This window comes from Tenacibaculum aiptasiae (assembly GCF_965221665.1).
Lineage (GTDB): Bacteria > Bacteroidota > Bacteroidia > Flavobacteriales > Flavobacteriaceae > Polaribacter > Polaribacter aiptasiae.
This window is the reverse complement of record NZ_CBDCSN010000002.1, coordinates 504,655-529,327: the sequence shown is the minus strand read 5'-3', so window position 1 is coordinate 529,327 and position 24,673 is coordinate 504,655. Positions and strand designations below refer to the sequence as shown.

Sequence of the window (24,673 nt, the reverse complement as noted above, 5' to 3'; positions counted from 1 at the left end):
AAGCATAAGTATGATTGCAGAAATACAACACAAAACAGGAAAATATAAAATAGATTTCTCCAAACCATTAGATATATCTATTCCTGTAGATTTAGCTAAGCAAAATATTAATGCATGGTATTTAGAAGATCCAGAAATTTCACCTGTTCAATCAGGAGACTGGGTAGGAAGTGTTGCACAAGGAGCTGATGTTAATTTTAATACAATAGTATTTAATCCACATGCACATATTACACATACCGAATGTGTTGGTCATATTACAAAAGAAGTACATTCAGTAAATAAAAACTTAAAACAGTTTTTTTATTTGGCTGAAGTTGTAACCCTACAACCGGCGTTGCAAGCAAGTGAAGATTTGTTAATTACCAAAGGGCAATTGCAAGAAGTATTAGGAAACAAAGAAAGAGAAGCAATTGTAATTAGAACAACTCCAAATTTATTAGATAAAAAGTCGAAACGTTATTCAAATACCAATCCACCATATTTAGCAGAAAATGCAGCAGAATACTTAAAAGAAAAGGGTATAGAACATTTGTTGATAGATTTACCTTCGGTAGATAAAGAAAAAGATGAAGGAAAATTATTAGCGCACAATGCGTTTTGGAATACAAAAGGAGAGCTAAGAATGGAAGCAACAATTACAGAATTCATTTTTGTTGCTAATGAAATAAAGGATGGTGTTTATTTCTTAAACTTAATGATTGCACCTTTCGAAAACGACGCTAGTCCTAGTAAACCTATTTTGTATAAAGTTGAAAGCTAATAGGTTTAGCGATAATAATAAAATTATATTCATACGATAACAGTTTTACGATTAATTTAAACTATTCTTTTTCTTAGTGTCTTTTATAAATGTTTCTTTTTAGGGACCTCTATCTATTCGGCGAGATTTACTTTATGTTTCATTTACACTTCAAAGATACAACAGCATTAGAGTTAAAAATGTTGATTTAAGATTAAACGAGTTTTAGTGTCGACGAATGGTAGGAATATATCTTTTAAGCATAATTAGGTTTCTTTGTAGTGATGGAATGAAAATCAATTTTTTTGAAAATTAGAATAGTCGATGAATATACATGTTAATAATATATTCTGATGATATAAGAAACTGCGTATGCTTTCGGCTATAGCGAAGACAATATAAAAGAAAGGTTTTGGGATGACAGTATGGTAAACTGTATAAGCGTAGTGATTCAACAAAATAATATTGATACAATACTATATTTCATAGTATTATAAAGTTAGTTCTTTTTCTTAGTGCTTTCTATAAATGTTTCTTTTTAGGGATCTCTATCTGTTCGGCGAGATTTACTTTATGTTTCATTTACACTTCAAAGATACAATAGCATTACAGTAAAAAAGTTGAATGTACGATAAAATGTGCTATAGTGTCGATGAATGGTTTGAATGTGTCTTTTAAGCATTTTGATTAAATGCACGGAGCTGAAATTAAATATCTGTTAATAAAATACGGCAAAGTATTAGTCAATTTAATTATAGCTCCGTATGGAAAAGTTGCTAGTTTAAGCGAATTGGTTTTTATAAAATCGTATAGTAGTAGGTTTGGCGATTTGATAAAATGATATTCATACAATAAGGGTTTTAATATTTTGTGTTGTTTATTCTTTCTCTTAGTTTTTATAAATGTTTCTTTTTAGTGACCTCTATCTGTTCGGCGAGATTTACTTTATGTTTCATTTACACTCCAAAGATATTACAACATTAAAAGAGAAAAGATGAATACAAGCTTAGAAGAGTTTTAGTATCGACGAATGGTATAAATGTATCTTCAAAGTAGATATAGATAATTAAATAAATTGAGGTCAAAGTTTGGTTATGAATAGTTTAGAATGAATATAAAAACGAACTTTAAAATGTTTTTTGTAAAACCTATTTCTTTTTTTTATAGTTTTACAGCTCAATTGATATATAAAATGACAAATTTTAATACATATAAGCAGTGTAAGTCTACCGTGAGAAACGGAAGATATCGGGCTATTTATGTATTATGATTATTTAAATATAAAATATATCAATTGTAAAAAGTCCGACTTCATAGTCGGACTTTTTATTTTTAAGCAAACCACTAACAACTAAACCACAATACTATGAAAAAACTTTATTTTAATTATTTAAACACGTTTAAAGGCCTCTCTACCGAAGTTTGGTGGCTGTCTTTAATAACCTTAATTAACAGAGCTGGTACCATGGTAATTCCTTTTTTATCATTGTACTTAACAAAGAGCTTAGATTTTACCTTAAAAGATGTAGGATGGATTATGACTTGTTTCGGATTTGGATCTGTAATAGGATCTTGGTTAGGAGGAAAGTTAACAGATAAAATAGGCTTTTATAAAGTAATGAAAACAAGCTTGTTTTTAACTGGGGTATTATTTATAGCTTTACAATATGTAACAACATTTATTGGATTTGGTATAGGAATATTTCTAGTAATGCTAGTAGCCGATACTTTTAGACCTGCCATGTTTGTTGCGTTAAGTGCTTATAGTAAACCAGAAAATAAAACACGTTCGGTAACCTTAATTCGTTTGGCGATTAATCTCGGATTCTCAGCAGGTCCAGCTGTTGGAGGTCTTATTATAACTTCTTTAGGGTATGATGGATTATTTTGGGTAGACGGAGTTACTTGTATTTTAGCTACTTTTTTATTGATAAATGTTTTAAATCCAAAGAAATCGAAAGTAGTAGATGAGGTAAAAGTAGAAAATCCAATTTCTGTTTTTTCTGATAAAGCTTTTTGGATGTTTTTTATAGCAATGTTTATTTTCGGATTTGTTTTTCTACAATATTTCTCAACAATGCCATTGTATTATAAAGATGCACATCATCTGTCAGAATTACAAATTGGGTTACTTATGGGAATGAACGGTTTCTTAATTTTTGTACTAGAAATGCCATTAATTAAATGGTTGGAAGAAAGCAAATATTCTAAAGAACGATTAATGTTTGTAGGGTTATTACTTACAGGAATAAGCTTCTTAGTTTTAAACCTAACAGGTTGGGTAGGAGTTTTAATTGTAGGAATGTTATTTATGACCATTGGAGAAATGATAGCGTTTCCATTTTCGAATGCTTTTGTAATGGAAAGAGCAAAACGAGGAAACCAAGGAGAATACATGGCATATTATAGCATTGCTTTTTCTGCAGCTCATATTTTTGGACATAATACAGGTATGAGAATGGTAGATTTTTTAGGGTTTGATACAACATGGTGGATTATCACTTTTGTATCTACAATAGGTCTGTTTTTCTTAATTAGTTTAACCAGAATAATAAAAAAAGAAAAAGCATAATATGAATTTAAATCAAGTTACAATTCCATCAATAAACGTTGAAAAATCCACAGCGTTTTATATAAAACTAGGCTTGCATCTAATTGTAGATGCAAGACCTAGATATGTTCGTTTTGAAGTTCCAGATGGAGATAGCACATTTTCAATACATCAAGTAGAGTCTATGCCTAAAGGAGAAGGTGTAGTATTATATTTTGAAGATGAAAATTTAGATGAGCTAGTAAAAGAGCTTCAAAAAAAAGAGATAGAGTTTTTACAATTGCCTAAAGATCAAACATGGCTATGGAGAGAAGCACATTTATTAGATCCAGATGGAAACAAATTAATATTATTTAAAGCAGGAGAGAATAGAAAAAATCCGCCATGGAGAATTGATAAGTAAGAAGAAATTTTATATTTGATTTTTTAAAAAAGTTAAAACAAAACAAATGAATATACAAGACGCTCAAAAACAAGTTGATGATTGGATTAAAAACCATGGTGTTCGTTATTTTAACGAGTTAACTAATATGGCTCAATTAACAGAAGAGGTAGGAGAAGTAGCAAGAATAATTGCGCGTCGTTATGGCGAACAAAGTGAAAAAGAGAGCGATAAAAATAAAGATTTAGGTGAAGAATTAGCAGATGTAATGTTTGTAGTTTTATGTTTAGCAAATCAAACAGGAGTTAATTTACAAGAAGCTTTTGATAAGAAGCTAGATATTAAAACAAAACGAGATCACGATCGTCATCATAACAACGAAAAATTAAAATAAATGAGTTTCGGTAAAAACATACAAAAGAGAATTTTTTGGATAAATCTTTTAAAGGTAAGTATACCATTTTTAATTTTTGTAACCCTATTTTCATTATTACTAAACAGTGGAAAAGCGTTGTTTACAGGAGATTTTGAAAAAGTAAATGAAATTCATTTTTCAGAAAAGAAATGGGTTCGTTTTTGGCTTACCAAAGTTACAGTTAGCGTTTTGTATGGTATGTATACAGTGAATAAAAAAATGAAATAATTTGTATGAATTTACATCTTAAAACCAAAGAGAATAAAAAAATAGCTTCAGAAATAACAATTTCAGGTTCAAAAAGTGAATCAAACAGATTGTTAATTTTACAACAGTTATTTCCAAGCATTAGCATAGATAATTTATCAGATTCAGATGATACGCATCATTTACAAGAAGCATTATCTTCTACCAATGAAATAGCAGATATAGGACACGCAGGAACTGCCATGCGATTTTTAACAGCTTTCTTTTCAACACAAGAAGGGAGTGTGAAAATTTTGCAAGGGTCGGAAAGAATGCACAATCGTCCAATAGAAATATTAGTTGATGCACTTCGTAGTTTAGGAGCAGAAATCCAATATTTGGAGAAAGAAGGATATCCGCCAATAAGAATTATAGGAAAGAAGTTGACCAAAAACAAGGTTTCTATAAACGGAAATGTAAGTAGTCAATATATTTCAGCTTTAATGTTAATAGCTTCAAGTTTAGAGAATGGATTAGAAATTCAATTAGAAGGCAAAATAACTTCAGTTCCATATATAAAAATGACTTTAGCTTTGTTACATCAAATAGGGATTGTAGCAAGTTTTGAAGGAAATATTATTAGTGTAGAGCCTAAAAAAGATATTCAATCAAAAAATATTACGGTTGAATCAGACTGGAGTTCAGCATCTTATTTTTATTCTTTAATAGCCTTGAGTGAAATAGGTTCATCAGTAAAGTTATCAGCATATAAACAAGATAGTTTGCAAGGAGATAGTTGTTTAGCTAGAATTTATAAGCATTTTGGTGTTGCAACTAAATTTGAAGAGAACTCAATAACTTTAACCAAAGAAAGAAAGCATAACACAGAAGTATTAGTTGAAGATTTAAAAAATGCTCCAGACATAGCTCAAACCATAGCGGTAACAAGTTTCGGATTAGGAGTAGCTTGTGAATTAACAGGCTTACATACTTTAAAAATAAAAGAAACAGACCGATTAGAAGCTTTAAGAGAAGAGTTAACAAATTTAGGAGCAGAAATTGAGGTAACTAATGAAAGTTTACACTTAAAAGCATCAGAAAAAATAAATGAGGATATTTCAATAGCAACTTATAACGATCATAGAATGGCAATGGCATTTGCTCCATTAGCATTTAAAGTACCAATAACTATTTTAGAAGCAGAAGTAGTAACAAAGTCATATAGAAACTTTTGGAATGATATGAGAGAGATAGGTATTGAAACCGAAGATGTAAAATAAACAGCGAATCACTTGACAAGGCCTATGTCGAAATTGTATATTTGCCCACGTTTAGAAAATATTATCAATGAAATTATCAAATTTTAATTTTGACCTGCCAGAAGAATTATTGGCAGAGTACCCTTCAGAGCATAGAGATGAATCACGTTTAATGGTATTACATAGAGATACTCAAAAGATTGAACACAGACAGTTCAAAGACTTAATAGAGTATTTTGATGAAGGAGATGTAATGATGTTAAACAATACAAAGGTTTTTCCAGCTCGTATGTACGGGAACAAAGAAAAAACTGGAGCTCGTATTGAAGTATTTTTATTACGTGAGTTAAATGCTGAAAATCGTTTATGGGATGTATTAGTTGATCCAGCTAGAAAAATTAGAATAGGAAATAAGTTATTCTTTGGTGATGATGAAAGTTTAGTAGCTGAAGTTATTGATAATACAACATCTAGAGGAAGAACATTACGTTTCTTGTTTGATGGACCATATGAAGAGTTTAGAGAAAAGTTAGTTAAGTTAGGTGAAACACCATTACCTAAATATATTAAGCGTGAGGTAGAACCATCTGATGAAGATCGTTACCAAACAATTTTTGCAAAGCACGAAGGAGCTGTTGCAGCACCAACTGCAGGATTACACTTTTCTAAACACTTAATGAAAAGATTAGAAATTAAGGGTATTGATTTTGCTGAGACTACATTACACGTAGGATTAGGTACTTTTAATCCAGTAGAGGTTGAAGATTTATCTAAACACAAAATGGATTCTGAGAAGATTATTGTACCTCAGAGTAGTGCAGACATAGTAAACAATGCTATGGAAAATAAAAGAAGAGTTTGTGCAGTTGGAACTACTGTAATGAGAACAATAGAGTCTTCTGTATCTTCTAAAAAGAAATTAAATCCATATGAAGGATGGACTAATAAATTTATTTTTCCTCCTTATGATTTTAGTATTGCAAACTGTATGATTACTAACTTCCATACACCAAAATCAACATTATTAATGATGGTTTCTGCATTTGCAGGTCATGATTTTATGATGGAAGCTTACCAAGAAGCAATTAAAGAAAAATACAAGTTTTACTCGTACGGAGATGCGATGTTAATTTTGTAAGAGCAAAGAATAAAATGAAAAACAAAGCCTCACAAGACTACTTGTGAGGTTTTGTGTATTTTTGTACCCGATGAAAGTGAAGAAAAAAGACATACGCGCATTAACAAAAGACCAGCTTCGCGATTTTTTTGTGGATAATGGAGATAAAGCATTTAGAGGTAATCAAGTGTATGAATGGTTGTGGAGTAAATCTGCACATACATTTGAAGATATGACAAACCTATCTAAAGGAACACGTCAAATGCTTAATGAGAATTTTGTAATCAATCATATAGAGGTTGATGACATGCAGCGTAGTAAGGATGGTACAGTAAAAAATGCAGTACGATTACATGATGGTCTTGTTGTAGAGTCGGTTTTAATTCCTACAAAAACAAGAACTACAGCATGTGTTTCAAGTCAAGTAGGTTGTAGTTTAGATTGTAAATTTTGTGCTACAGCACGCTTAAAAAGAATGCGAAACTTAAATCCAGATGAGATTTATGATCAAGTAGCAGCCATAAACAAAGAAAGTTTGTTGTACTACAATAGAAAGCTTTCTAATATTGTTTTTATGGGAATGGGAGAGCCATTAATGAATTACAATAATGTAATTAAGTCAATAGAGAAAATAACATCTCCAGAAGGTTTAGGGATGTCTCCTAAGCGAATTACATTATCTACTTCAGGAATTCCTAAGATGATAAAAAAGATGGCTGATGATGAGGTGAAGTTTAACTTAGCTGTTTCGTTACACTCAGCCATAGATGAGGTACGTACTTCGATAATGCCTTTTAACACAACTTTTCCTTTAAAAGATTTAAAAGAGGCTTTAGAGTATTGGTACGAGAAAACTCAAAGAAAAATTACCTACGAGTATGTTGTTTGGGGAGGTATTAATGATAGAAAAGAAGATATTGAAGCCTTAATTAAGTTTTGTAAACATGTTCCATGTAAAGTAAATTTAATTGAATATAATCCTATTGATGATGGAGAGTTTCAACAAGCAAGTCCAGAAGCAATAAATAATTATATTTCAAATTTAGAAATGCACGATATTGTTGTAAATGTTCGTAGATCTAGAGGGAAAGATATAGATGCTGCCTGTGGTCAATTAGCAAATAAGTCATAGTTTGAGTTTTTCTAAAACATTTATAGGGCAAACAACACAAACTTTAGGTTGGTTACTATTTGCCATTGTTTTAGGATTATTTATTGACAGTAAATTCGTTGCTGATAATTTTTATGAGAATGCACAATGGATTAATAATGTAATTGCAGTTATAGTTTTTGTTTTTTTATACCAAAAAGCAAATGCTAGAGCAAAAGAACAGTTAATTTATGCTTTAATTATAGCGGTTGTTGGAGAGTATATATTCTCAATTTTATTAGGAATGTATACCTATCGCTTAGAAAAAGTTCCGCATTATATACCTCCAGGACATGCTATTGTTTTTGTTCTTGTTTACTATTTCAGTAAAAAGCCTAAAGTCAAAGAAAATAGAATTGCGGTTGAAAAGTTTTGTTTAGTTCTAATAGCATTGTTTTCTCTTTATTTTTTATTAATTAAAAATGATGTTTTTGGTTTTTTATGTACAATTTTGGTTTTCTTCTTTTTAAGAAAGTATCCTAAAGAGAGACTATTTTATCTAACAATGTATTGTATAGTAGCTATTTTAGAATTTGTAGGTACAGGATTAGATTGTTGGAAATGGCCAGAAATAGCGTTCAATAAGTTTCAATATTTGCCAAGTGCTAATCCACCTTTAGGAATTAGTTTGTTTTATTTTGGTTTGGACAGAGGAACAATATCAATATATAAGAGAAGGCATAAAGAAGCTTGGGCTAGACTCAAACGAATAAGAATGATAAAATCTTAATATAATTTGTTACTTTTGGTCTTTGATTTTGGAAATCAAACATTAATGAAGCCAGTAGAGCAAATAAAACTTCCCATAGCAAAAGAAATGGAACTCTTTGAAACCAAGTTCAAAGATTCTATGTTATCTAAAGTACCCTTATTAAATAGAATTACCTATTATATAGTCCGAAGAAAAGGAAAGCAAATGCGACCAATGTTTGTTTTTTTGGTAGCAAAAATGGTTTCTAATGGCGGGTTCGATGAGCGTACTTACCGAGGAGCATCAGTAGTAGAATTAATTCATACAGCAACATTAGTACATGATGATGTGGTTGATGATAGTAATAGAAGAAGAGGTTTCTTTTCAATTAATGCGCTTTGGAAAAATAAAATAGCAGTTTTAGTAGGAGACTTTTTATTGTCGAAAGGATTATTATTATCGATAGATAATGAAGATTTTGATTTGTTAAAGCTCATCTCAATAGCAGTTAGAGAAATGAGTGAAGGAGAACTTTTGCAAATAGAAAAAGCTCGTAAATTAGATATTACTGAAGAAATTTATTTTGAAATAATTCGTCAAAAAACAGCAACTTTAATAGCAGCTTGCTGTGGAATAGGAGCAGCTTCAGTAGGAGCAAATAATGAAACAGTTCAACAAATGCGAAAGTTTGGAGAGTATATTGGTATTGCTTTTCAAATTAAAGATGACTTGTTTGATTATACCGAAGACAAAATAGGGAAGCCTACAGGAATAGATATTAAAGAACAAAAAATGACACTTCCCTTAATTTACACGTTAAATAACTGTTCTCAAAAAGAAAAATCTTGGTTAATTAATTCGGTAAAAAAACACAACACCAACAAAAAACGTGTTAAAGAAGTAATTGCTTTTGTAAAAGAGAATGGAGGTTTAGAATATACTATAACCAAAATGCACGATTATAAAAATAAAGCATTAGCCATACTTGACAATTACCCAGAGTCAGAATATAAAAACTCATTGCTTCAAATGATAGATTACGTCGTAGAGCGTAAAATTTAAGTAGAGCCAAACAAATATTTATAAAATAACAAACCCTAAGAAAATTAAATCTTAGGGTTTATATTTATTATTTATAAGATGATTTATATTACATCATTCCTGGCATTCCACCACCCATTGGAGGCATTCCACCAGCAGGAGAATCTTCCTTAATATCGATTAAAGCACATTCTGTAGTTAAAATCATACCTGATACAGATGCAGCGTTTTCTAAAGCAACACGTGTTACTTTTTTAGGATCTATAATTCCAGCATCTAACATGTTAACATATGCTTCAGATTTAGCATCATAACCAAAGTCTTTTTCACCTTCTAAGACTTTATTAATAACAACTGAGCCTTCACCACCAGCATTCTCTACAATTGTTCTTAAAGGAGCTTCAATTGCTTTATTTACAATTTGTACACCAGTAGTTTCATCTAAGTTTTCAGTAGTTAAAGATTCTAGTACTTTTTTAGCACGAACTAAAGCTACACCACCACCAGCAACAATACCTTCTTCTACAGCTGCACGAGTTGCGTGTAAAGCATCATCAACACGGTCTTTCTTTTCTTTCATTTCTACTTCAGAAGCAGCACCAACATATAGTACAGCCACACCACCAGCTAACTTAGCTAAACGCTCTTGTAATTTTTCACGATCGTAGTCAGAAGTAGTAGTTTCAATTTGTGCTTTTATTTGGTTAACACGAGCTTTAATTTGTGTTTCATCACCTGAACCATTTACAATAGTAGTGTTGTCTTTGTCAATAGTTACAGTTTCAGCAGTACCTAATAAATCTAAAGTTGCGTTTTCTAAAGAAAAACCTCTTTCTTCAGAAATAACAGTTCCACCAGTTAAAATAGAAATATCTTCTAACATTGCTTTTCTTCTGTCTCCAAATCCAGGAGCTTTCACAGCAGCAATTTTTAATCCACCTCTTAATTTGTTTACTACCAAAGTAGCTAATGCTTGTCCATCAACATCTTCTGCAATAATTAATAAAGGTCTTCCTGATTGAGAAACTGGTTCTAAAATTGGAAGAATTTCTTGTAAGTTAGAAATTTTCTTGTCGAATAATAAAATATATGGATTGTCTAAAGTAGCAATCATTTTGTCAGCATCAGTAACAAAGTAAGGAGATAAGTATCCTCTGTCAAATTGCATACCTTCTACAACATCAACATAAGTATCAGTTCCTTTCGCTTCTTCAACAGTAATAACACCTTCTTTACCAACTTTTTCAAAAGCTTCAGCAATTAAGTTTCCAATTACATTATCGTTGTTAGAAGAAATAGAAGCTACTTGTTGAATTTTTTCAGAAGAATCACCAACTTCTTTAGATTGTTTAGCTAAATCTTCAGTAATAGCAGTTACAGCTTTGTCAATACCACGTTTTAAATCCATTGGATTAGCTCCGGCAGCAACGTTTTTTAAACCTTCTTTTACTATAGCTTGTGCTAATACAGTAGCAGTAGTAGTTCCATCTCCAGCTAAATCGTTAGTTTTAGAAGCTACTTCTTTTACCATTTGAGCTCCCATGTTTTCTAACTCATCTTCTAATTCTACTTCTTTAGCAACAGAAACACCATCTTTAGTTACGTGAGGTGCTCCAAATGATTTAGAAATAATTACATTACGACCTTTAGGTCCTAAAGTTACTTTTACAGCATTAGCTAATGCATCAACTCCACGTTTTAATCCGTCACGAGCTTCTACGTCAAATTTTATATCTTTTGCCATTTTGATTTAATCTTTTAGTTGTTTTTTTGAATGAAATTAAATGATAGCGAAGATGTCGCTTTCTCTCATGATTAAATAATCTTTTCCTTCGTGTTTTAATTCAGTACCAGCGTACTTTCCGTATAAAACAGTATCACCAACTTTAACCGTTAAAGGTTCATCTTTAGTTCCGTTTCCAACGGCAACAACAGTTCCTTTTTGAGGCTTTTCTTTTGCGTTATCAGGAATAATAATTCCTGAAGCTGTAGTTGTTTCAGCGGCAGCTGGTTCTACAAGAACTCTATCTGCTAAAGGTTTAATGTTTAATCCCATTTTATATAAATTATGATTAAGTATTTGTTTTTTATTTTATGTTTTTGAAATAGTCAGAAATTATGCCATTAAAACTTTGCTGACATTTTTTCTAAAGAGGTTAAAATTACTATAAAAAAAATGCCAACGTGTCATTTACGTTGGCATTGTATATTTTGTATAGTTAAGATTAGTTAACGCTGTCTTTAGCCGCATCATTCGTTGCTGGCGTAGCAGGTGTAGTAGTCTCAACATTCTCTAATGTACTATCTAATTGAGGAGCATCTCCAGCATTACCTCTTGGGATAGCAAAATTAGCTAATAAGATCAATGCAAACATTGTAATCGCTAAAGTCCAAGTAGTTCTATCTAAAAAACTATTAGTGTTTTGTACTCCACCAATGTTTTGAGCACCACCACCTCCAAAAGAAGAAGATAATCCTCCACCTTTAGGATTTTGAACCATTACTATTAAGATTAATGCTATAGCAACAATCAAAATTAAAACTAAAAGTAAAGTATACGTTGTCATTATTTATTGTTTTGTAAAATTTGTATTCTTTTAATTTGGTCTGCAAAGAAACCACTTTTTTCTGGATATTTCAAACTTAATATTTTATAAGCCTGAATTGCGTTATCGTATTTTTTCTGTTCGAGATAAACTTTAGCTAAAGTCTCTGTAGCTAATTGAGAGTTTTGCTTACTTTCAATAACTTTTATTTCAGAAGGATTAGCCTTGTTTGGTCGAGAAATTTTAGGCGAAGTTTTAATAAATCGATCAATAATAGCTTCATGTTCTGACTTTTCAGGAGAAGTCTTTTCTTTTGGAGTTGATGAAGACTCCTGACTTCTTATAATTACTTTTTTTGAAGATAATTGTAGCCATTGATTAAATGAAAATGATTCATTTTTAGTAAATAAAAGAGGGCTTCCTATATCTAAATTTTTCTCAACTTCCGAGATTTTTTTTGCCTTTTTAGAAGGAAGTAGTTTTTCTTTTAATGTAACCTTAATCTCTTCTTTTAGGTTGGTTTTTTGAAAAACTTTTGAAGTTATAAAATCAAATAAAAGAGTACGGTCTGTCGTATAAGCAGCTGTAACCTTTAATTCGTTATTGTATTTATAACTTTCTTGATTTTTTAATTTTTTTAAATGTAAAGCTCTAGCTGATTGGAAATAAGGAAACTCTTGGATAATGTTTTTAAGCTCTGAATTATTTTCTTGAGAAATTAATTGAGGGCTTTCTAAAAGTTGTATGTACTTTTGTTTATCCAAAATTTACCACTTTCCTACAGATTCATTAAATATATCTTGAGTAATTCTCTCTAAGATATCTTTTAAAGCAGTGTCTAATAAACCTCCTGTTAATTGCTGAGTTGCCCCATAATCAAAATAGAAGGTAAAAGATTTTTCGAAATTTTTATCTTCATCTAGATTATTAACATAGTTTACATTAACAGTTATAGTTAGCCTGTTTTGTGCAGCAGTTTGGCTTGCTGTAGCACTCATTGGAGTAATTCTATAACCTGTTATTTCACCAGAAAAATGCAAATCACCACCATTATTAACTAAGGTTAAATTTGTTTGACGTGTAAACAAATCTTGTAATTCTTGTGTGAATCTTTGACTTAAAGAAGGTTCTACCAAAGGTGCTTGATTTGGAAAAAAATCAACTTGAATAGTTTTAGCATTTCCAGTATCACCACCCGTAAATGAATATGCTCCACAACCAATTAATATAGCTATTGAAAGTGCAAATGTAAATATGTAAAATAATTTTTTCATAGAGTCAAAAATAAAGAATTCATAGTCGTCTAATTGTTAATTAGATTATAAATCGTATTGTTTAATTTTTCTGTATAATGTTCTTTCAGAAATACCTAATTCTTTAGCAGCTAATTTACGTTTACCACTATTTTTTTCTAACGATTTTTTTATCATTTCAATTTCTTTTTCTTGCAACGATAAATTTTCATCTTCTTCTATTGTTTCAGCATATTCGTAATTGCTTGGAACTGTAGAAGATTGAGGTATTTGAACTACTTCAACGTTTTGCGTTTCTGGCAACTCTTGTTCTTGATATATCTTTTGTATCAATTGATGATTTTCTGCTTGTACCTGTTCAGAATTTCCGTTTTGCATCAAATCTAAAGTCAGTTTTTTTAAATCATTAATGTCATTACGCATGTCAAATAAAATTTTATACATAATGTCACGTTCATTTGCAAAATCTGAATTACTTGATTGACTTCCAACAATAGCAGGTAAATTACCTTTGTTGTTAGGTAAGTATTGAACTAATTTTTCAGGGGTAATTAGTCTAGTTTCTTCTACCACAGAAATTTGTTCAGCAATATTTCTTAGTTGACGAATATTTCCAGGAAAACGATAATTTAGTAACATTTTTACTGCATTCTGATCCAAACGAATAGTAGGCATTCGATATTTTTGAGCAAAATCTGAAGCAAACTTTCTAAATAATAAATGAATGTCTTCGTTTCTATCACGCAATGCAGGTAAACCTATTTCAATAGTACTTAAACGATAATATAGGTCTTCTCTAAATTTTTCTTTAGAAATAGCTTGATGCATATTTACATTGGTGGCAGCTACAATACGCACATTTGTTTTTTGTACTTGAGAAGAACCGACTTTAATAAATTCTCCATTTTCAAGTACACGTAATAAACGTACTTGAGTTGTTAACGGAAGTTCACCAACTTCATCTAAAAAAATGGTACCTCCGTCTGCAACTTCAAAATAACCTTTACGTGTAGCAGTTGCTCCAGTAAAGGCCCCTTTTTCATGACCAAATAATTCGCTATCAATGGTTCCTTCAGGAATTGCACCACAGTTTACAGCAATATATTTTGCATGTTTTCTGTGTGATAGTTGATGAATTATTTTAGGAATATTTTCTTTACCTACACCGCTTTCTCCAGTAACTAAAACCGAAATATCGGTAGGAGCAACGCGTATGGCTTTTTCTATGGCGCGATTTAAATGTAAATCGTTACCAATGATTCCAAAACGTTGTTTTATAGCTTGTAGGTTTTCCATTATTTATTTTAAAATTTAATTATTATCAGAGTATCCAACTGCAGTTCCTCTTAACGTAGCAGAAGTACAGTCTTCAACTTTAACATTTACAAAATCACCTAATTTATAATGCTCTTTAGGGAATACAATTATAGTATTTTGAGTATTTCTACCTTTCCATTCATTAGGGTTCTTTTTAGAAGTTCCTTCAATTAAAACTTCTTCTACTTTTCCTAAGTGCTGGCGAGTTCTATATAAACTGTGTTCTTGTTGTAAATCGATTACTTCTTGTAAACGTCTTTTCTTAACATCTAAAGGAACATCATCAGGCATTTTTTTAGCAGCTAGAGTTCCTGGTCTTTCAGAGTAAGCAAACATAAAACCGAAGTCGTATTTTACATGGCGCATCAAGTCTAAGGTGTCTTGATGGTCTTGTTCAGTTTCTCCGCAAAAACCAGCAATCATATCTTGACTTAAAGCCATTTCTGGGATAATTCTGAAAATATTATCTACTAATTCAATATACTCTTCGCGAGTGTGTTGACGATTCATGGCTTTTAACATATTGTTACTTCCACTTTGAACTGGTAAGTGAATGTATTTACAAATGTTTTTGTGCTTAGCCATTGTATGAATTACATCTAAACTCATATCCTGAGGGTTAGATGTAGAGAAACGAAAACGAGTCTTAGGATAGGCAGTAGCACACATATCTAAAAGTTGAGCAAAATCAACAGCAGTAGCTTGTGCTAACTCAGAAGCTTTTTTAAAGTCTTTCTTTAATCCACCACCATACCATAAATAGGAATCTACGTTTTGTCCTAGTAAAGTAATTTCTTTGAAATTCTTATCAACCATAGAGCCAATTTCCTCAATAATACTTTGAGGGTCACGACTACGCTCACGTCCACGAGTAAAAGGTACTACACAAAATGTACACATATTATCACAACCACGTGTAATAGATACAAAAGCAGAAACTCCATTTGAATTTAAACGTACAGGAGAAACATCAGCATAAGTTTCTTCTTTAGATAAAATCACATTTACAGCATCTCTACCTGCATCAACTTCTTCAATTAAGTTAGGTAAGTCGCGGTAAGCATCTGGTCCCACAACTAAATCAACAATTTTCTCTTCTTCTAAAAACTTCTCCTTCAAACGTTCAGCCATACAACCTAAAACACCAACTTTCATTGTTGGGTTTACTTTTTTTACCGCGTTGTATTTTTTTAAACGATTACGAACGGTGGTCTCAGCTTTTTCTCTAATAGAGCAAGTGTTTACCAATACTAAATCAGCGTCTTCTAAACTCTGAGTTGTATTAAAACCTTGTTCAGCTAAAATAGAAGCAACGATTTCACTATCGTTCATGTTCATTTGACAACCATAACTTTCAATAAAAAGTTTTTTACTGTTTCCTTCTTTCTGTTCAATAACAAGAGGTTTCCCTTGTTTATCTTCGTCAATTACCTTCTCTACGTGTTCCATAAATGCTAAAATCGTAATAAATAGTCTGCAAAGATACAACCAAAAAGGGTAACTTGTGACAAATTGGCATGAATACTTTTTAAAGTTAATAAATGGTAAAGTTTGTAGAAAAATCTTTCGTTAAAAAAAAACTACATACTTTTGCAAATTGAAAACACCATATTCTTATTAATATGGAGTGAAAAGAGATTAAGAGAAATACATATGGCAAAAAATTTAGTAATAGTTGAGTCACCTGCAAAAGCAAAAACAATTGAAAAGTTTTTAGGTAAAGATTTTCAAGTTGAATCGAGTTTTGGTCACATTGCCGATTTGCCTTCGAAAGAGTTAGGTGTAAATGTGGAAGGAGATTTTAAACCAAAGTATATAGTTTCTACAGATAAAAAAGCAGTTGTAAAAAAACTGAAAGATTTAGCAAAGAAAGCAGAAACTGTTTGGTTAGCAAGTGATGAGGATCGTGAGGGAGAAGCTATTGCATGGCACTTGGCTGAGCAATTAAAATTAAAAGAGGAGAAGACGAAACGAATTGTTTTTCATGAGATTACTAAAAAAGCCATTTTAAAAGCTGTTGAAAATCCAAGAGATATTAACTACAATTTAGTAAACGCACAACAAGCACGTCGTGTATTAGATAGATTAGTAGGATACGAACTTTCACCAGTGTTATGGAGAAAAGTAAAAGGAGGATTATCGGCTGGTAGAGTACAATCGGTAGCAGTACGTTTAATTGTAGAACGTGAGCGAGATATAGAAGGTTTTACGCCAGTTGCATCATATAGAGTAGATGCTGAATTCATAAATGAAAATGGTAAAAAGTTTAAAGCAAAATTAGCTAAAAACTTTACAGAAAAGAAAGAAGCAGAAGATTTTTTAAATTCATGTTTAGATGCAGAATTTTCAGTTGCTGATTTACAAAAAAAACCAGCAAAGAAATCTCCAGCGCCACCGTTTACAACATCAACATTACAACAAGAAGCTTCAAGGAAATTAGGTTTTCCAGTAGCTAAAACCATGATGGTTGCTCAACGTTTATATGAAGCCGGTTTGATTACTTATATGAGAACGGATAGTGTAAACTTATCAGATGATGCTAAAAATGCTGCACAAGCTGAGATTATAGCGTCTTATGGAGAAGAGTATAGCAAGCCACGTAATTTTTCAAATAAATCTAAAGGAGCACAAGAAGCTCACGAGGCGATTCGTCCAACTAATATGGAGAATCATGAAATTACAGGAGAGTATGATCAAACTAGATTGTACAGTTTGATTTGGAAAAGAACATTAGCATCACAAATGAGTGAAGCACAACTTGAAAGAACAGTTGTAAAAATAGATAATACTAAAAACGATAAACAATTCACTGCAAATGGGGAGGTTATCACATTTGAAGGTTTCTTAAAGGTTTACTTAGAAGGAACAGATAATGAGGAAGAAGAGCAAGCAGGAATGTTACCTAAAATGAGTGTTAAAGAAGTTTTAGGGAATGAATATATTACAGCAACAGAACGTTATTCACGTCCTCCAGCAAGATTTTCAGAGGCAGCTTTAGTAAAGCGATTAGAAGAACTTGGAATAGGGCGTCCATCTACATATGCACCAACAATTTCTACAATTCAACGTAGAGAGTATATAGAGAAAGGAACAGTAGAAGGAAAAGAAAGAAACTATGTTCAGTTACGTTTAGCTAATCAAGCAGTCAAAGAAGAATTATTAACTGAAAGAGTAGGTTCAGATAAAGGTAAACTAGTTCCTACCGATATTGGTAATATTGTAAATGATTTCTTGGTAGCTAATTTTGATGCAATTCTTGATTATGGTTTTACAGCTAAGGTAGAAAGTGATTTTGACGAGATAGCTGAAGGAAAAGAAGATTGGACTGCTATGATAAAGGAGTTCTATCAAGACTTCCATGTTGTTGTAGAAGATGTTGCAGCAAACGCCGAAAGAGCTAAAGGAGAACGTTTGTTAGGGGTAGATCCAGAAAGTGGTAAGAATGTTTATGTGCGTTTAGGACGTTACGGTGCAATGGTGCAAATAGGTGAGGCTACTGATGAAGAAAAGCCACGTTTTGCGAGCTTACAAGGAGATCAAACAATGAACTCAATTACTTATGAAGAGGCAATGGATTTGTTTAAATTGCCAAAAACATTAGGTGAATACGATAATTTAGAGGTAGTTGTAGCAAATGGTCGTTTTGGACCTTATATAAAGTTTGATGGAAAATATGTATCTTTAGATAAAGGTGAAAATCCAATGTCTGTAGATATGGATAGAGCTATTGAGTTAATTGAAGCTAAAAGAAAAGCTGATGCACCGATAGGAGAATATGAAGGCATGCCAATTCAAAAAGGAGTTGGACGTTTCGGACCATTTATTAAATGGAACTCAATTTTTATAAACGTAAATAAAAAATACGATTTTGATAATCTTTCTCAGGAAGATTTAGAAACGTTAATTGAAGATAAAAAGAGAAAAGAACGCGAAAAACTAATTCATAATTTTGAAGAAGTGGGTATTCGAGTAGAAAAAGCTCGTTGGGGGCGTTTTAATGTTATCAAAGGTAAGATTAAAGTTGAATTGCCTAAAACCACTGAGATTGAGAAGTTAACTCAAGAAGAAGCTGTGAAAATGATAGAGGCTAAAACTCCAAAAAAGAAAACAACTAAGAGGAAAACCACTAAAAAAAAATAAAGTAGCTTTTAGAAAAAAATAGTTTAGTATATTGCGAATTCGTTAATCTGATCCCCTTAAAGATGAATTACGATTTTTTTAAGCCAATAAAAGATGCTGTAGTTGAGCATGTATTGTCACAGCCAACATCTGCATTGGGTCAAAATATTAGTTTACACACAGCCGAAGATGGTTTCCCTAATTTATCAGGGGTAACCATAGCTATTCTTGGTGTAAAAGATGGTAGAGGAGCTGAAAATAATGAGGGCTGTGGTAACGACTTACAACATATTCGTAAAAAGTTGTACGAATTATTTCCAGGTAAATGGAAAACAAAAATTGCTGATTTAGGTAATATAGAACAAGGTAATACAGTTAAAGATACCTACTTTGCTGTGAGTTCTTCCGTAGAGTTTTTAATCAAAAAAAATATACTACCTATTATAATAGGTGGAAGTCAAGATATTACTTATGCCAATTATAGAGCTTACGATGCTTTAGAACAAACAGTTAATTTAGTATCAGTAGACAGTCGTTTTGATTTAGGTTCTATAGATGAGGAAATGTCTTCAAGATCCTTTTTAAGTAAAGTGATAATGGAGCAGCCTAATAACTTGTTTAACTATAGTAATATAGGATATCAAACTTATTTTAATTCACAAGAAGAAATTGACTTACTAGATAAGTTATATTTTGACGCTTTTAGATTAGGAGAAGTAAAAAATGTTACTTTAGTAGAACCTATAATGAGAGATGCCGATATTGTAAGTATAGATATTGGCTGTATACGTCAAAGCGAAGCTCCAGCAAATAGTAATGCTTCACCAAATGGATTTTATGGTGAAGATATATGTGCTATAACCAGATATGCTGGTATAAGCGATAAAGTTACTTCTTTTGGAATATATGAATATAACAGTAGATTGGATTCAAATTATCAAACAGCGAATTTAATTGCTCAAATGATTTGGTATTTTATAGAAGGAGTAAATTACAGAGCAAAAGATTACCCTTTTGTAACAAAAGAAAAATACCAAAAATTTACAGTTCTTTTGAACGATGACGACCCAATAAATTTTTACAAAAGTGACAAAACAGGTCGTTGGTGGATGGAAATAAATTTAATATCGAATAATAAACACAAAAGACATGCGTTAATACCATGTAACTATCAAGATTATGAACAGGCACTTAAGCAAAAAATGCCTAATAGATGGTTTAAAGCTTTGCAAAAGCTTGTTTAAAAGAGAGTTGTCTTTTAAATGGTAAAAAAATATAATACGTAATTGTTTTTTAATAAAAAAAATAATAGGTTTACGCCTCTTTTTTAAGAAAGGAATAATATGAAGAAAATAGCAGTACTTGCATTATTAGTATCTATCGCTTACTCTTGTGGTTCAAGTGGAGGAGATAGAGGAGAATTAGTCGGAGTAAAGTCAAAAAGAAAATGGTTCGCAGAAAAGCCATATGGTATGGCTAAAATCCCTGGAGGTTCGTTTACAATGGGTAAACAAGATGAAGATCCTTTAGGAGCTATGAATGCCCCAACTAAGACAGTTACCGTTCAGCCATTCTATATGGATGAGTCTGAAATTACTAATAGTGAATATAAACAGTTCGTATACTGGGTGAGAGATTCAATTACTAGAACAAAATTAGCTTACCAAGCAGAGTTTGCTTCAGGTGGTGATGAAGATCCAGCAAATGCAGGTAAAAATGCTCAAGGTATACAATTATATGCTTTCGCTTCTAAGGATACAGTAAATGAAACTCCTTACGAAAAGTATATGAGAGAAAATTACTATGAGTTAGGAGAAGGATTAGATTCTCTAAAGCCTTTAAACTGGCAGGAAGACTTAGTATGGGAAGCTCAGGAGTATCCAGATGCTGATTATGTAGAGGTTATGGATTCTTTATATATTAAAAAAGATGAAGCTTTAAACGGAATCAGAACTTTTAATACAAAATTATTAAACTACAGATACTTCTGGTTTGATAACGATGCTGCTGCAAGAACTGGTAAGAATAGAAAAGATTTCATGAAGAGTGAGGTAATCAATGTATATCCAGATACAACAGTTTGGATTAAAGATTTTAACTACTCATACAATGATCCAATGCACCAAGAATATTTTGCACACAAAGCTTACGAAAACTACCCAGTAGTTGGAGTAACTTGGAACCAAGCAAAAGCTTTTTGTCACTGGAGAACAAAAACAAAAAATAGATACCAAAGATCTAGAAAGAAATTAGGTTTAGTACCTAACTTCAGATTACCAACAGAGGCAGAGTGGGAGTATGCTGCTCGTGGAGGTTTAAACTATGCAAAATATCCATGGGGAGGTCCTAGTACAACAAGTGATAGAGGTTGCTTCTTAGCAAACTTTAAACCAGTACGTGGAGATTATGCAGCTGACGGAGCTTTATATACAGTAGAAGCAGTTTCATATAATCCTAATGAGTATGGATTATACAATATGGCAGGTAATGTTGCTGAGTGGACAAATACAGCATACAATCAAATGTCATACTACATGGGGTCAACAATGAATCCAAATGTAGAAATCAAAGAAAACAGAAGAAAAATCATCCGTGGAGGATCATGGAAAGATGTAGCGTATTTCTTAGAAGTAAGTTCTCGTGATTGGGAATATGCAGATACAGCAAGAAGTTACATCGGATTTAGAACAGTACAAGATTACTTAGGTACTAACAAAAATCAGTAAACAAATTACAAACAAGAATAAATATTAATTCCCTTAAAAATCAAAAGAATTATGGCACAATCAAAATCAACTAAGAAAATGTTCAATATGGCTTACGGTTTAGGAGCCGCAGTTGTAATTATTGGAGCATTATTTAAAATCTTACACTGGCCTTTCGGAAACGAAGTATTAATGGTAGGTATGATCGTAGAAGCATTAGTATTCGGTATTTCAGCATTTGAACCTGTTGAAGATGAATTAGACTGGACAAAAGTATATCCAGAATTAGCAGACGGAGAGTCTTTAGGAGGAAAAAATGGAGAAGCTACTCCAGCTGAAGCTCAAAGCATGTTATCTCAAAAATTAGATGATATCTTAAGAGATGCTCGTTTAGACGCAAACTTAGTATCAAGCTTAGGAGAGAGCATCAAAAACTTTCAAGGTGCTGCAGAAGGATTAACTTCAACTTCAAACACTATTGCATCAACTAATCAATATAACGAGCAAATGGCAATGGCTGCTGCTAAATTAGAGTCTTTAAACGGATTATATTCTACTCAAGTAGAAAATGCAGGTAAGCAAGCTGATTTAAACTCTGCATTAGTTGAAAATTCTCAACGTTTACAAGAACAAATGGAATCGTTAGCTACTAACTTATCTTCTTTAAATGGAGTATATGGAGGTATGTTAACTGCAATGTCGAATAAATAATTAGTTTATCTAATTAATATTAACTAACAAACTAATTATAGTATGGCAGGAGGAAAACTATCACCAAGGCAGAAGATGATTAACCTAATGTATCTGGTATTTATTGCGATGTTAGCAATGAATATGAGTAAAGAGGTATTATCTGCTTTCGGTTTGATGAATGAGAAGCTTGTAGAAGCAAATGATAAAGCAACTGTAAAGAACGCAAGTGCATACACTACTTTAGCTAAAAAAGCTCAAGAGCAAGCTAAACAGTATGGAGAAGCTAAAGAGAAAACAGATAAATTAAAAGTTTTAGCTGACGATTTATATGGATACATTGGAGATTTAAAAACTCAAATGATGGCAGGAGTTAAAGACCCTAAAGCATATGAATCAATGGACAAATCTAAATTCTTAGATGTACTTTTCTTCAAAGGAGGTAAAGTAACTAAGCAAGGAAAAGAATTTGTTGCTAAAATTGAAGAATTTAGAAATCAAGCTGCAGGTTTATTAGAAGGAACAGAAGTAGCAGAAGTTATTAAAGCTCGTTTTAATACAGACAAAGTAACTAATAAAGATAAAAAGAAAATTGACTGGTTAAAATATAACTATGAAGGATTTCCTTTAGTAGCATCTTTAACTAAGTTTACTCAGATTCAAGCTGATGTTAAAGCAACTGAATCTGATGCATTATCAACTTTATTACAAGGTGAATTAGAAAGTGCAGTTTCTTTAAAGAATTATGAAGCAATGGTTCTTTTTGAAAAGAATGCATATTATCCTGGTGAAAAATTATCTGGTAAAATTGTATTAGGTAAAAAAGATGATAATTTAACTGCAGAAAAAGTAATTGTTAACGGTAAGGAGATTGCTGCAGATAAAATTAAAGCTGGACAGGTTATCTTAGATGGACCAGCAGGATCTGTTGGAGATAAAGAGTTAAAAGGAGAGTTCCAATTCATGGAGAACGATTCTTTAGTAACTATTCCAATTGTTGGAGGTTATTCAGTAATTCCTAAACCAAATGAAGCTGTAGTATCTGCAGATAAAATGAATGTGGTTTACCGTGGATTAGCAAATCCTTTAACAATCTCGGTACCAGGAGTAGCAGGTAATAAAGTTAAGGCATCTGCACCAGGTTTAAGAAGAGTTAATGGAGATAAGTATATGATGAGACCAGGTAATGGAAGTGAAGTAACTATTAGAGTTTCAGCAGAATTACCAGGAGGTGGAAATATTAATACACCAAAGAAATATAGAATTAAAGACATACCACCAGCAGTAGGTATGGTAAGAGGTCAATATGGTACTGTAAGAATGCCTAAAGCTAGTGTATCTAGAATTAATGTAGGTGCAGGTTTACCAGATTTCTTATTCGATTTAAAATTAAATGTATCTAGTTTTAAAATTAAAGTACCAGGTCAGGTAACTGTACCAGTAAACGGAACAAGATTAACAGCTAGAGCAAAACAGGCACTAGGTAGAGCAAGAAGAAACGATGTAATTACTATTTATGATATTAAAGCATCTGTATCTGGTTCTAACTATAAAATCAAGAAAGTATTACCTGTTAGTATAGAAATTACGAATTAATAAGTAAAAATTTAAAGTATGAATTGGAAGCGTTTTTATATGGTTTTATTTGCACTTGCTACAACAAGTTATGTAAGTGCCCAAGCTAACCTCTTAAATGCTACAAAGGTAGATGAAATTGGAGTTAAATCTGAAGCACAAATAGTTTCAGAGGACGATAAGCCACTTCCTTATGGTTACATTAGCGATAGAGATGTGTTATGGTCTAAAGTGGTGTGGGAATATGTTGATTTAAATCAAAAGATCAATTTACCTTATTACTATCCAATTGATACTACAAATGCAGGTTTAACAAGACGTTCATTATTTGATACATTGTTAAAAGGTATCAAGAATGGTGAGATCAAAGAGGTTTATAGTGATTCTTATTTTACAACTAAGATTGGAATGGAAGAAATTAAATCTATGACTTACAACGAGCGTGATGATGGTTACGGAAACATTGACCCATATTCTGTACAGTCTGCAGATATCAAAGGATACTTAATTAAAGGTATTTGGTATTTTGACAAAAGAGGTGGAGAGCTTAAGTATCGTATGTTAGCTTTAGCACCAATGGGACCAGATGTACAGATTTTAGGTACAGATATTGAAGATGAAGGTGAGTATGCATTATTCTGGGTGTTTTTCCCAGATGCAAGAGAAACTTTACATGCATCAAAAGTATTTAATCCAGAAAACTCAGCACAACCGTTGTCTTACGATAACTTGTTAAATGCGAGAAGATTTACTTCTACAGTTAGAAAGGAAGAGAATATTTACGGAGACAGGTCTATTAAAGATTATGTAAGAGGTAATTCTTTATTCCAATTATTAGAAGCTGATAGAATTAAAGAAGGAATTCGTAACAGAGAAATGGATATGTGGAATTACTAATAATTCTCATTGAATAAAATAAAAAGCGTTTGCATTG

At 31.8% G+C, this 24,673-nt stretch carries 23 protein-coding genes; 16 read left to right on the top strand and 7 right to left on the bottom strand.

Going from position 1 to position 24,673, the window contains the following annotated elements:
* Positions 1-10: 10 nt before the first annotated feature.
* The 10 genes from ACOQN8_RS02735 (at position 11) to ACOQN8_RS02690 (ending at position 9,555) form a co-directional block, all read left to right on the top strand.
* Positions 11-763: a cyclase family protein gene (locus ACOQN8_RS02735; RefSeq protein ID WP_420551507.1), complete on the top strand. Its 753-nt coding sequence runs from the start codon at positions 11-13 to the stop codon at positions 761-763.
* 1,345 nt (positions 764-2,108) lie between these two features.
* Positions 2,109-3,314 (top strand): MDR family MFS transporter, encoded by a 1,206-nt coding sequence (locus ACOQN8_RS02730; protein WP_420551506.1) that lies wholly within the window; start codon positions 2,109-2,111, stop codon positions 3,312-3,314.
* Between the two features lies 1 nt (position 3,315).
* Positions 3,316-3,696: a VOC family protein gene (locus ACOQN8_RS02725; RefSeq protein ID WP_420551505.1), complete on the top strand. Its 381-nt coding sequence runs from the start codon at positions 3,316-3,318 to the stop codon at positions 3,694-3,696.
* A 46-nt stretch (positions 3,697-3,742) separates the two neighbouring features.
* Positions 3,743-4,069, top strand: a complete 327-nt coding sequence (locus tag ACOQN8_RS02720; protein ID WP_086031186.1) for a nucleotide pyrophosphohydrolase — start codon at positions 3,743-3,745, stop codon at positions 4,067-4,069.
* A complete protein-coding gene (locus tag ACOQN8_RS02715; protein ID WP_420551504.1) occupies positions 4,070-4,318 on the top strand; it encodes a hypothetical protein in 249 nt (82 codons plus the stop codon).
* Positions 4,319-4,323: 5 nt separating this feature from the next.
* Positions 4,324-5,556, top strand: a complete 1,233-nt coding sequence (locus tag ACOQN8_RS02710) for a 3-phosphoshikimate 1-carboxyvinyltransferase (RefSeq protein ID WP_420551503.1) — start codon at positions 4,324-4,326, stop codon at positions 5,554-5,556.
* 67 nt (positions 5,557-5,623) lie between these two features.
* Positions 5,624-6,673 (top strand): tRNA preQ1(34) S-adenosylmethionine ribosyltransferase-isomerase QueA, encoded by a 1,050-nt coding sequence (queA, locus tag ACOQN8_RS02705; RefSeq protein ID WP_150900102.1) that lies wholly within the window; start codon positions 5,624-5,626, stop codon positions 6,671-6,673.
* A gap of 70 nt (positions 6,674-6,743) precedes the next feature.
* Positions 6,744-7,784, top strand: coding sequence for a dual-specificity RNA methyltransferase RlmN (gene rlmN, locus ACOQN8_RS02700; protein WP_420551502.1), 1,041 nt, complete (start codon positions 6,744-6,746; stop codon positions 7,782-7,784).
* 1 nt (position 7,785) lies between these two features.
* A complete protein-coding gene (locus ACOQN8_RS02695) occupies positions 7,786-8,532 on the top strand; it encodes a hypothetical protein (protein ID WP_420551501.1) in 747 nt (248 codons plus the stop codon).
* 45 nt (positions 8,533-8,577) lie between these two features.
* The gene (locus tag ACOQN8_RS02690) at positions 8,578-9,555 is read left to right on the top strand and encodes a polyprenyl synthetase family protein (RefSeq protein ID WP_150900105.1); all 978 of its coding nucleotides are present in this window, start codon (positions 8,578-8,580) and stop codon (positions 9,553-9,555) included.
* Positions 9,556-9,643: 88 nt separating this feature from the next.
* Here the strand turns inward: ACOQN8_RS02690 and groL are convergent, their stop codons facing one another.
* The 7 genes from groL to miaB all read right to left on the bottom strand — a co-directional run bounded on the left by groL (position 9,644) and on the right by miaB (position 16,099).
* Positions 9,644-11,278, bottom strand: coding sequence for a chaperonin GroEL (gene groL, locus ACOQN8_RS02685; protein ID WP_150900106.1), 1,635 nt, complete (start codon positions 11,276-11,278; stop codon positions 9,644-9,646).
* Positions 11,279-11,314: 36 nt separating this feature from the next.
* Complete coding sequence (locus ACOQN8_RS02680) at positions 11,315-11,590, bottom strand: co-chaperone GroES (protein ID WP_150900107.1); 276 nt, start codon at positions 11,588-11,590, stop codon at positions 11,315-11,317.
* Positions 11,591-11,759: 169 nt separating this feature from the next.
* Positions 11,760-12,101, bottom strand: coding sequence for a preprotein translocase subunit SecG (secG, locus tag ACOQN8_RS02675; RefSeq protein ID WP_272151911.1), 342 nt, complete (start codon positions 12,099-12,101; stop codon positions 11,760-11,762).
* Positions 12,101-12,844: a hypothetical protein gene (locus ACOQN8_RS02670; protein WP_420551500.1), complete on the bottom strand. Its 744-nt coding sequence runs from the start codon at positions 12,842-12,844 to the stop codon at positions 12,101-12,103. Before ACOQN8_RS02670 ends, secG begins: the two co-directional genes overlap by 1 nt.
* 3 nt (positions 12,845-12,847) lie before the next feature.
* Positions 12,848-13,354 carry an LptE family protein gene (locus tag ACOQN8_RS02665; protein ID WP_420551499.1) on the bottom strand — a complete coding sequence of 169 codons (507 nt, stop codon included), beginning with the start codon at positions 13,352-13,354 and terminating at the stop codon, positions 12,848-12,850.
* 45 nt (positions 13,355-13,399) lie between these two features.
* Complete coding sequence (locus ACOQN8_RS02660; protein WP_420551498.1) at positions 13,400-14,629, bottom strand: sigma 54-interacting transcriptional regulator; 1,230 nt, start codon at positions 14,627-14,629, stop codon at positions 13,400-13,402.
* 15 nt (positions 14,630-14,644) lie between these two features.
* The gene (gene miaB, locus ACOQN8_RS02655; RefSeq protein ID WP_420551497.1) at positions 14,645-16,099 is read right to left on the bottom strand and encodes a tRNA (N6-isopentenyl adenosine(37)-C2)-methylthiotransferase MiaB; all 1,455 of its coding nucleotides are present in this window, start codon (positions 16,097-16,099) and stop codon (positions 14,645-14,647) included.
* 204 nt (positions 16,100-16,303) lie between these two features.
* Between miaB and topA the strand changes: the two genes are divergently transcribed.
* The 6 genes from topA (at position 16,304) to porN (ending at position 24,636) form a co-directional block, all read left to right on the top strand.
* Positions 16,304-18,790, top strand: a complete 2,487-nt coding sequence (topA, locus tag ACOQN8_RS02650; RefSeq protein ID WP_420551496.1) for a type I DNA topoisomerase — start codon at positions 16,304-16,306, stop codon at positions 18,788-18,790.
* 62 nt (positions 18,791-18,852) lie between these two features.
* Complete coding sequence (locus tag ACOQN8_RS02645) at positions 18,853-20,013, top strand: formimidoylglutamase (RefSeq protein ID WP_420551495.1); 1,161 nt, start codon at positions 18,853-18,855, stop codon at positions 20,011-20,013.
* A gap of 99 nt (positions 20,014-20,112) precedes the next feature.
* A complete protein-coding gene (porK, locus tag ACOQN8_RS02640; RefSeq protein WP_150900115.1) occupies positions 20,113-21,495 on the top strand; it encodes a T9SS ring complex lipoprotein PorK/GldK in 1,383 nt (460 codons plus the stop codon).
* Between the two features lie 51 nt (positions 21,496-21,546).
* Entirely contained in the window at positions 21,547-22,185 is a 639-nt protein-coding gene (porL, locus tag ACOQN8_RS02635; protein WP_420551494.1) for a type IX secretion system motor protein PorL/GldL, read from the top strand.
* 42 nt (positions 22,186-22,227) lie between these two features.
* On the top strand, positions 22,228-23,760 hold the full coding sequence (gene porM / locus ACOQN8_RS02630; protein ID WP_420551493.1) for a type IX secretion system motor protein PorM/GldM: 1,533 nt from the start codon (positions 22,228-22,230) through the stop codon (positions 23,758-23,760).
* An 18-nt stretch (positions 23,761-23,778) separates the two neighbouring features.
* Entirely contained in the window at positions 23,779-24,636 is an 858-nt protein-coding gene (gene porN / locus ACOQN8_RS02625) for a type IX secretion system ring subunit PorN/GldN (RefSeq protein ID WP_235273373.1), read from the top strand.
* The last annotated feature ends 37 nt before the right edge of the window (positions 24,637-24,673 follow it).

Coding starts and splice junctions, on each gene's coding strand:
- porK (WP_150900115.1), top strand. CDS start 20,113: ATGAAGAAAATAGCAGTACTTGCATTATTAGTATCTATCGCTTACTCT.
- rlmN (WP_420551502.1), top strand. CDS start 6,744: ATGAAAGTGAAGAAAAAAGACATACGCGCATTAACAAAAGACCAGCTT.
- topA (WP_420551496.1), top strand. CDS start 16,304: ATGGCAAAAAATTTAGTAATAGTTGAGTCACCTGCAAAAGCAAAAACA.
- ACOQN8_RS02710 (WP_420551503.1), top strand. CDS start 4,324: ATGAATTTACATCTTAAAACCAAAGAGAATAAAAAAATAGCTTCAGAA.
- miaB (WP_420551497.1), bottom strand. CDS start 16,099: ATGGAACACGTAGAGAAGGTAATTGACGAAGATAAACAAGGGAAACCT.
- porM (WP_420551493.1), top strand. CDS start 22,228: ATGGCAGGAGGAAAACTATCACCAAGGCAGAAGATGATTAACCTAATG.
- ACOQN8_RS02665 (WP_420551499.1), bottom strand. CDS start 13,354: ATGAAAAAATTATTTTACATATTTACATTTGCACTTTCAATAGCTATA.
- ACOQN8_RS02690 (WP_150900105.1), top strand. CDS start 8,578: ATGAAGCCAGTAGAGCAAATAAAACTTCCCATAGCAAAAGAAATGGAA.
- porL (WP_420551494.1), top strand. CDS start 21,547: ATGGCACAATCAAAATCAACTAAGAAAATGTTCAATATGGCTTACGGT.
- ACOQN8_RS02680 (WP_150900107.1), bottom strand. CDS start 11,590: ATGGGATTAAACATTAAACCTTTAGCAGATAGAGTTCTTGTAGAACCA.
- ACOQN8_RS02735 (WP_420551507.1), top strand. CDS start 11: ATGATTGCAGAAATACAACACAAAACAGGAAAATATAAAATAGATTTC.
- porN (WP_235273373.1), top strand. CDS start 23,779: ATGAATTGGAAGCGTTTTTATATGGTTTTATTTGCACTTGCTACAACA.
- ACOQN8_RS02645 (WP_420551495.1), top strand. CDS start 18,853: ATGAATTACGATTTTTTTAAGCCAATAAAAGATGCTGTAGTTGAGCAT.
- queA (WP_150900102.1), top strand. CDS start 5,624: ATGAAATTATCAAATTTTAATTTTGACCTGCCAGAAGAATTATTGGCA.
- ACOQN8_RS02730 (WP_420551506.1), top strand. CDS start 2,109: ATGAAAAAACTTTATTTTAATTATTTAAACACGTTTAAAGGCCTCTCT.
- ACOQN8_RS02720 (WP_086031186.1), top strand. CDS start 3,743: ATGAATATACAAGACGCTCAAAAACAAGTTGATGATTGGATTAAAAAC.
- ACOQN8_RS02725 (WP_420551505.1), top strand. CDS start 3,316: ATGAATTTAAATCAAGTTACAATTCCATCAATAAACGTTGAAAAATCC.
- ACOQN8_RS02660 (WP_420551498.1), bottom strand. CDS start 14,629: ATGGAAAACCTACAAGCTATAAAACAACGTTTTGGAATCATTGGTAAC.
- secG (WP_272151911.1), bottom strand. CDS start 12,101: ATGACAACGTATACTTTACTTTTAGTTTTAATTTTGATTGTTGCTATA.
- groL (WP_150900106.1), bottom strand. CDS start 11,278: ATGGCAAAAGATATAAAATTTGACGTAGAAGCTCGTGACGGATTAAAA.
- ACOQN8_RS02715 (WP_420551504.1), top strand. CDS start 4,070: ATGAGTTTCGGTAAAAACATACAAAAGAGAATTTTTTGGATAAATCTT.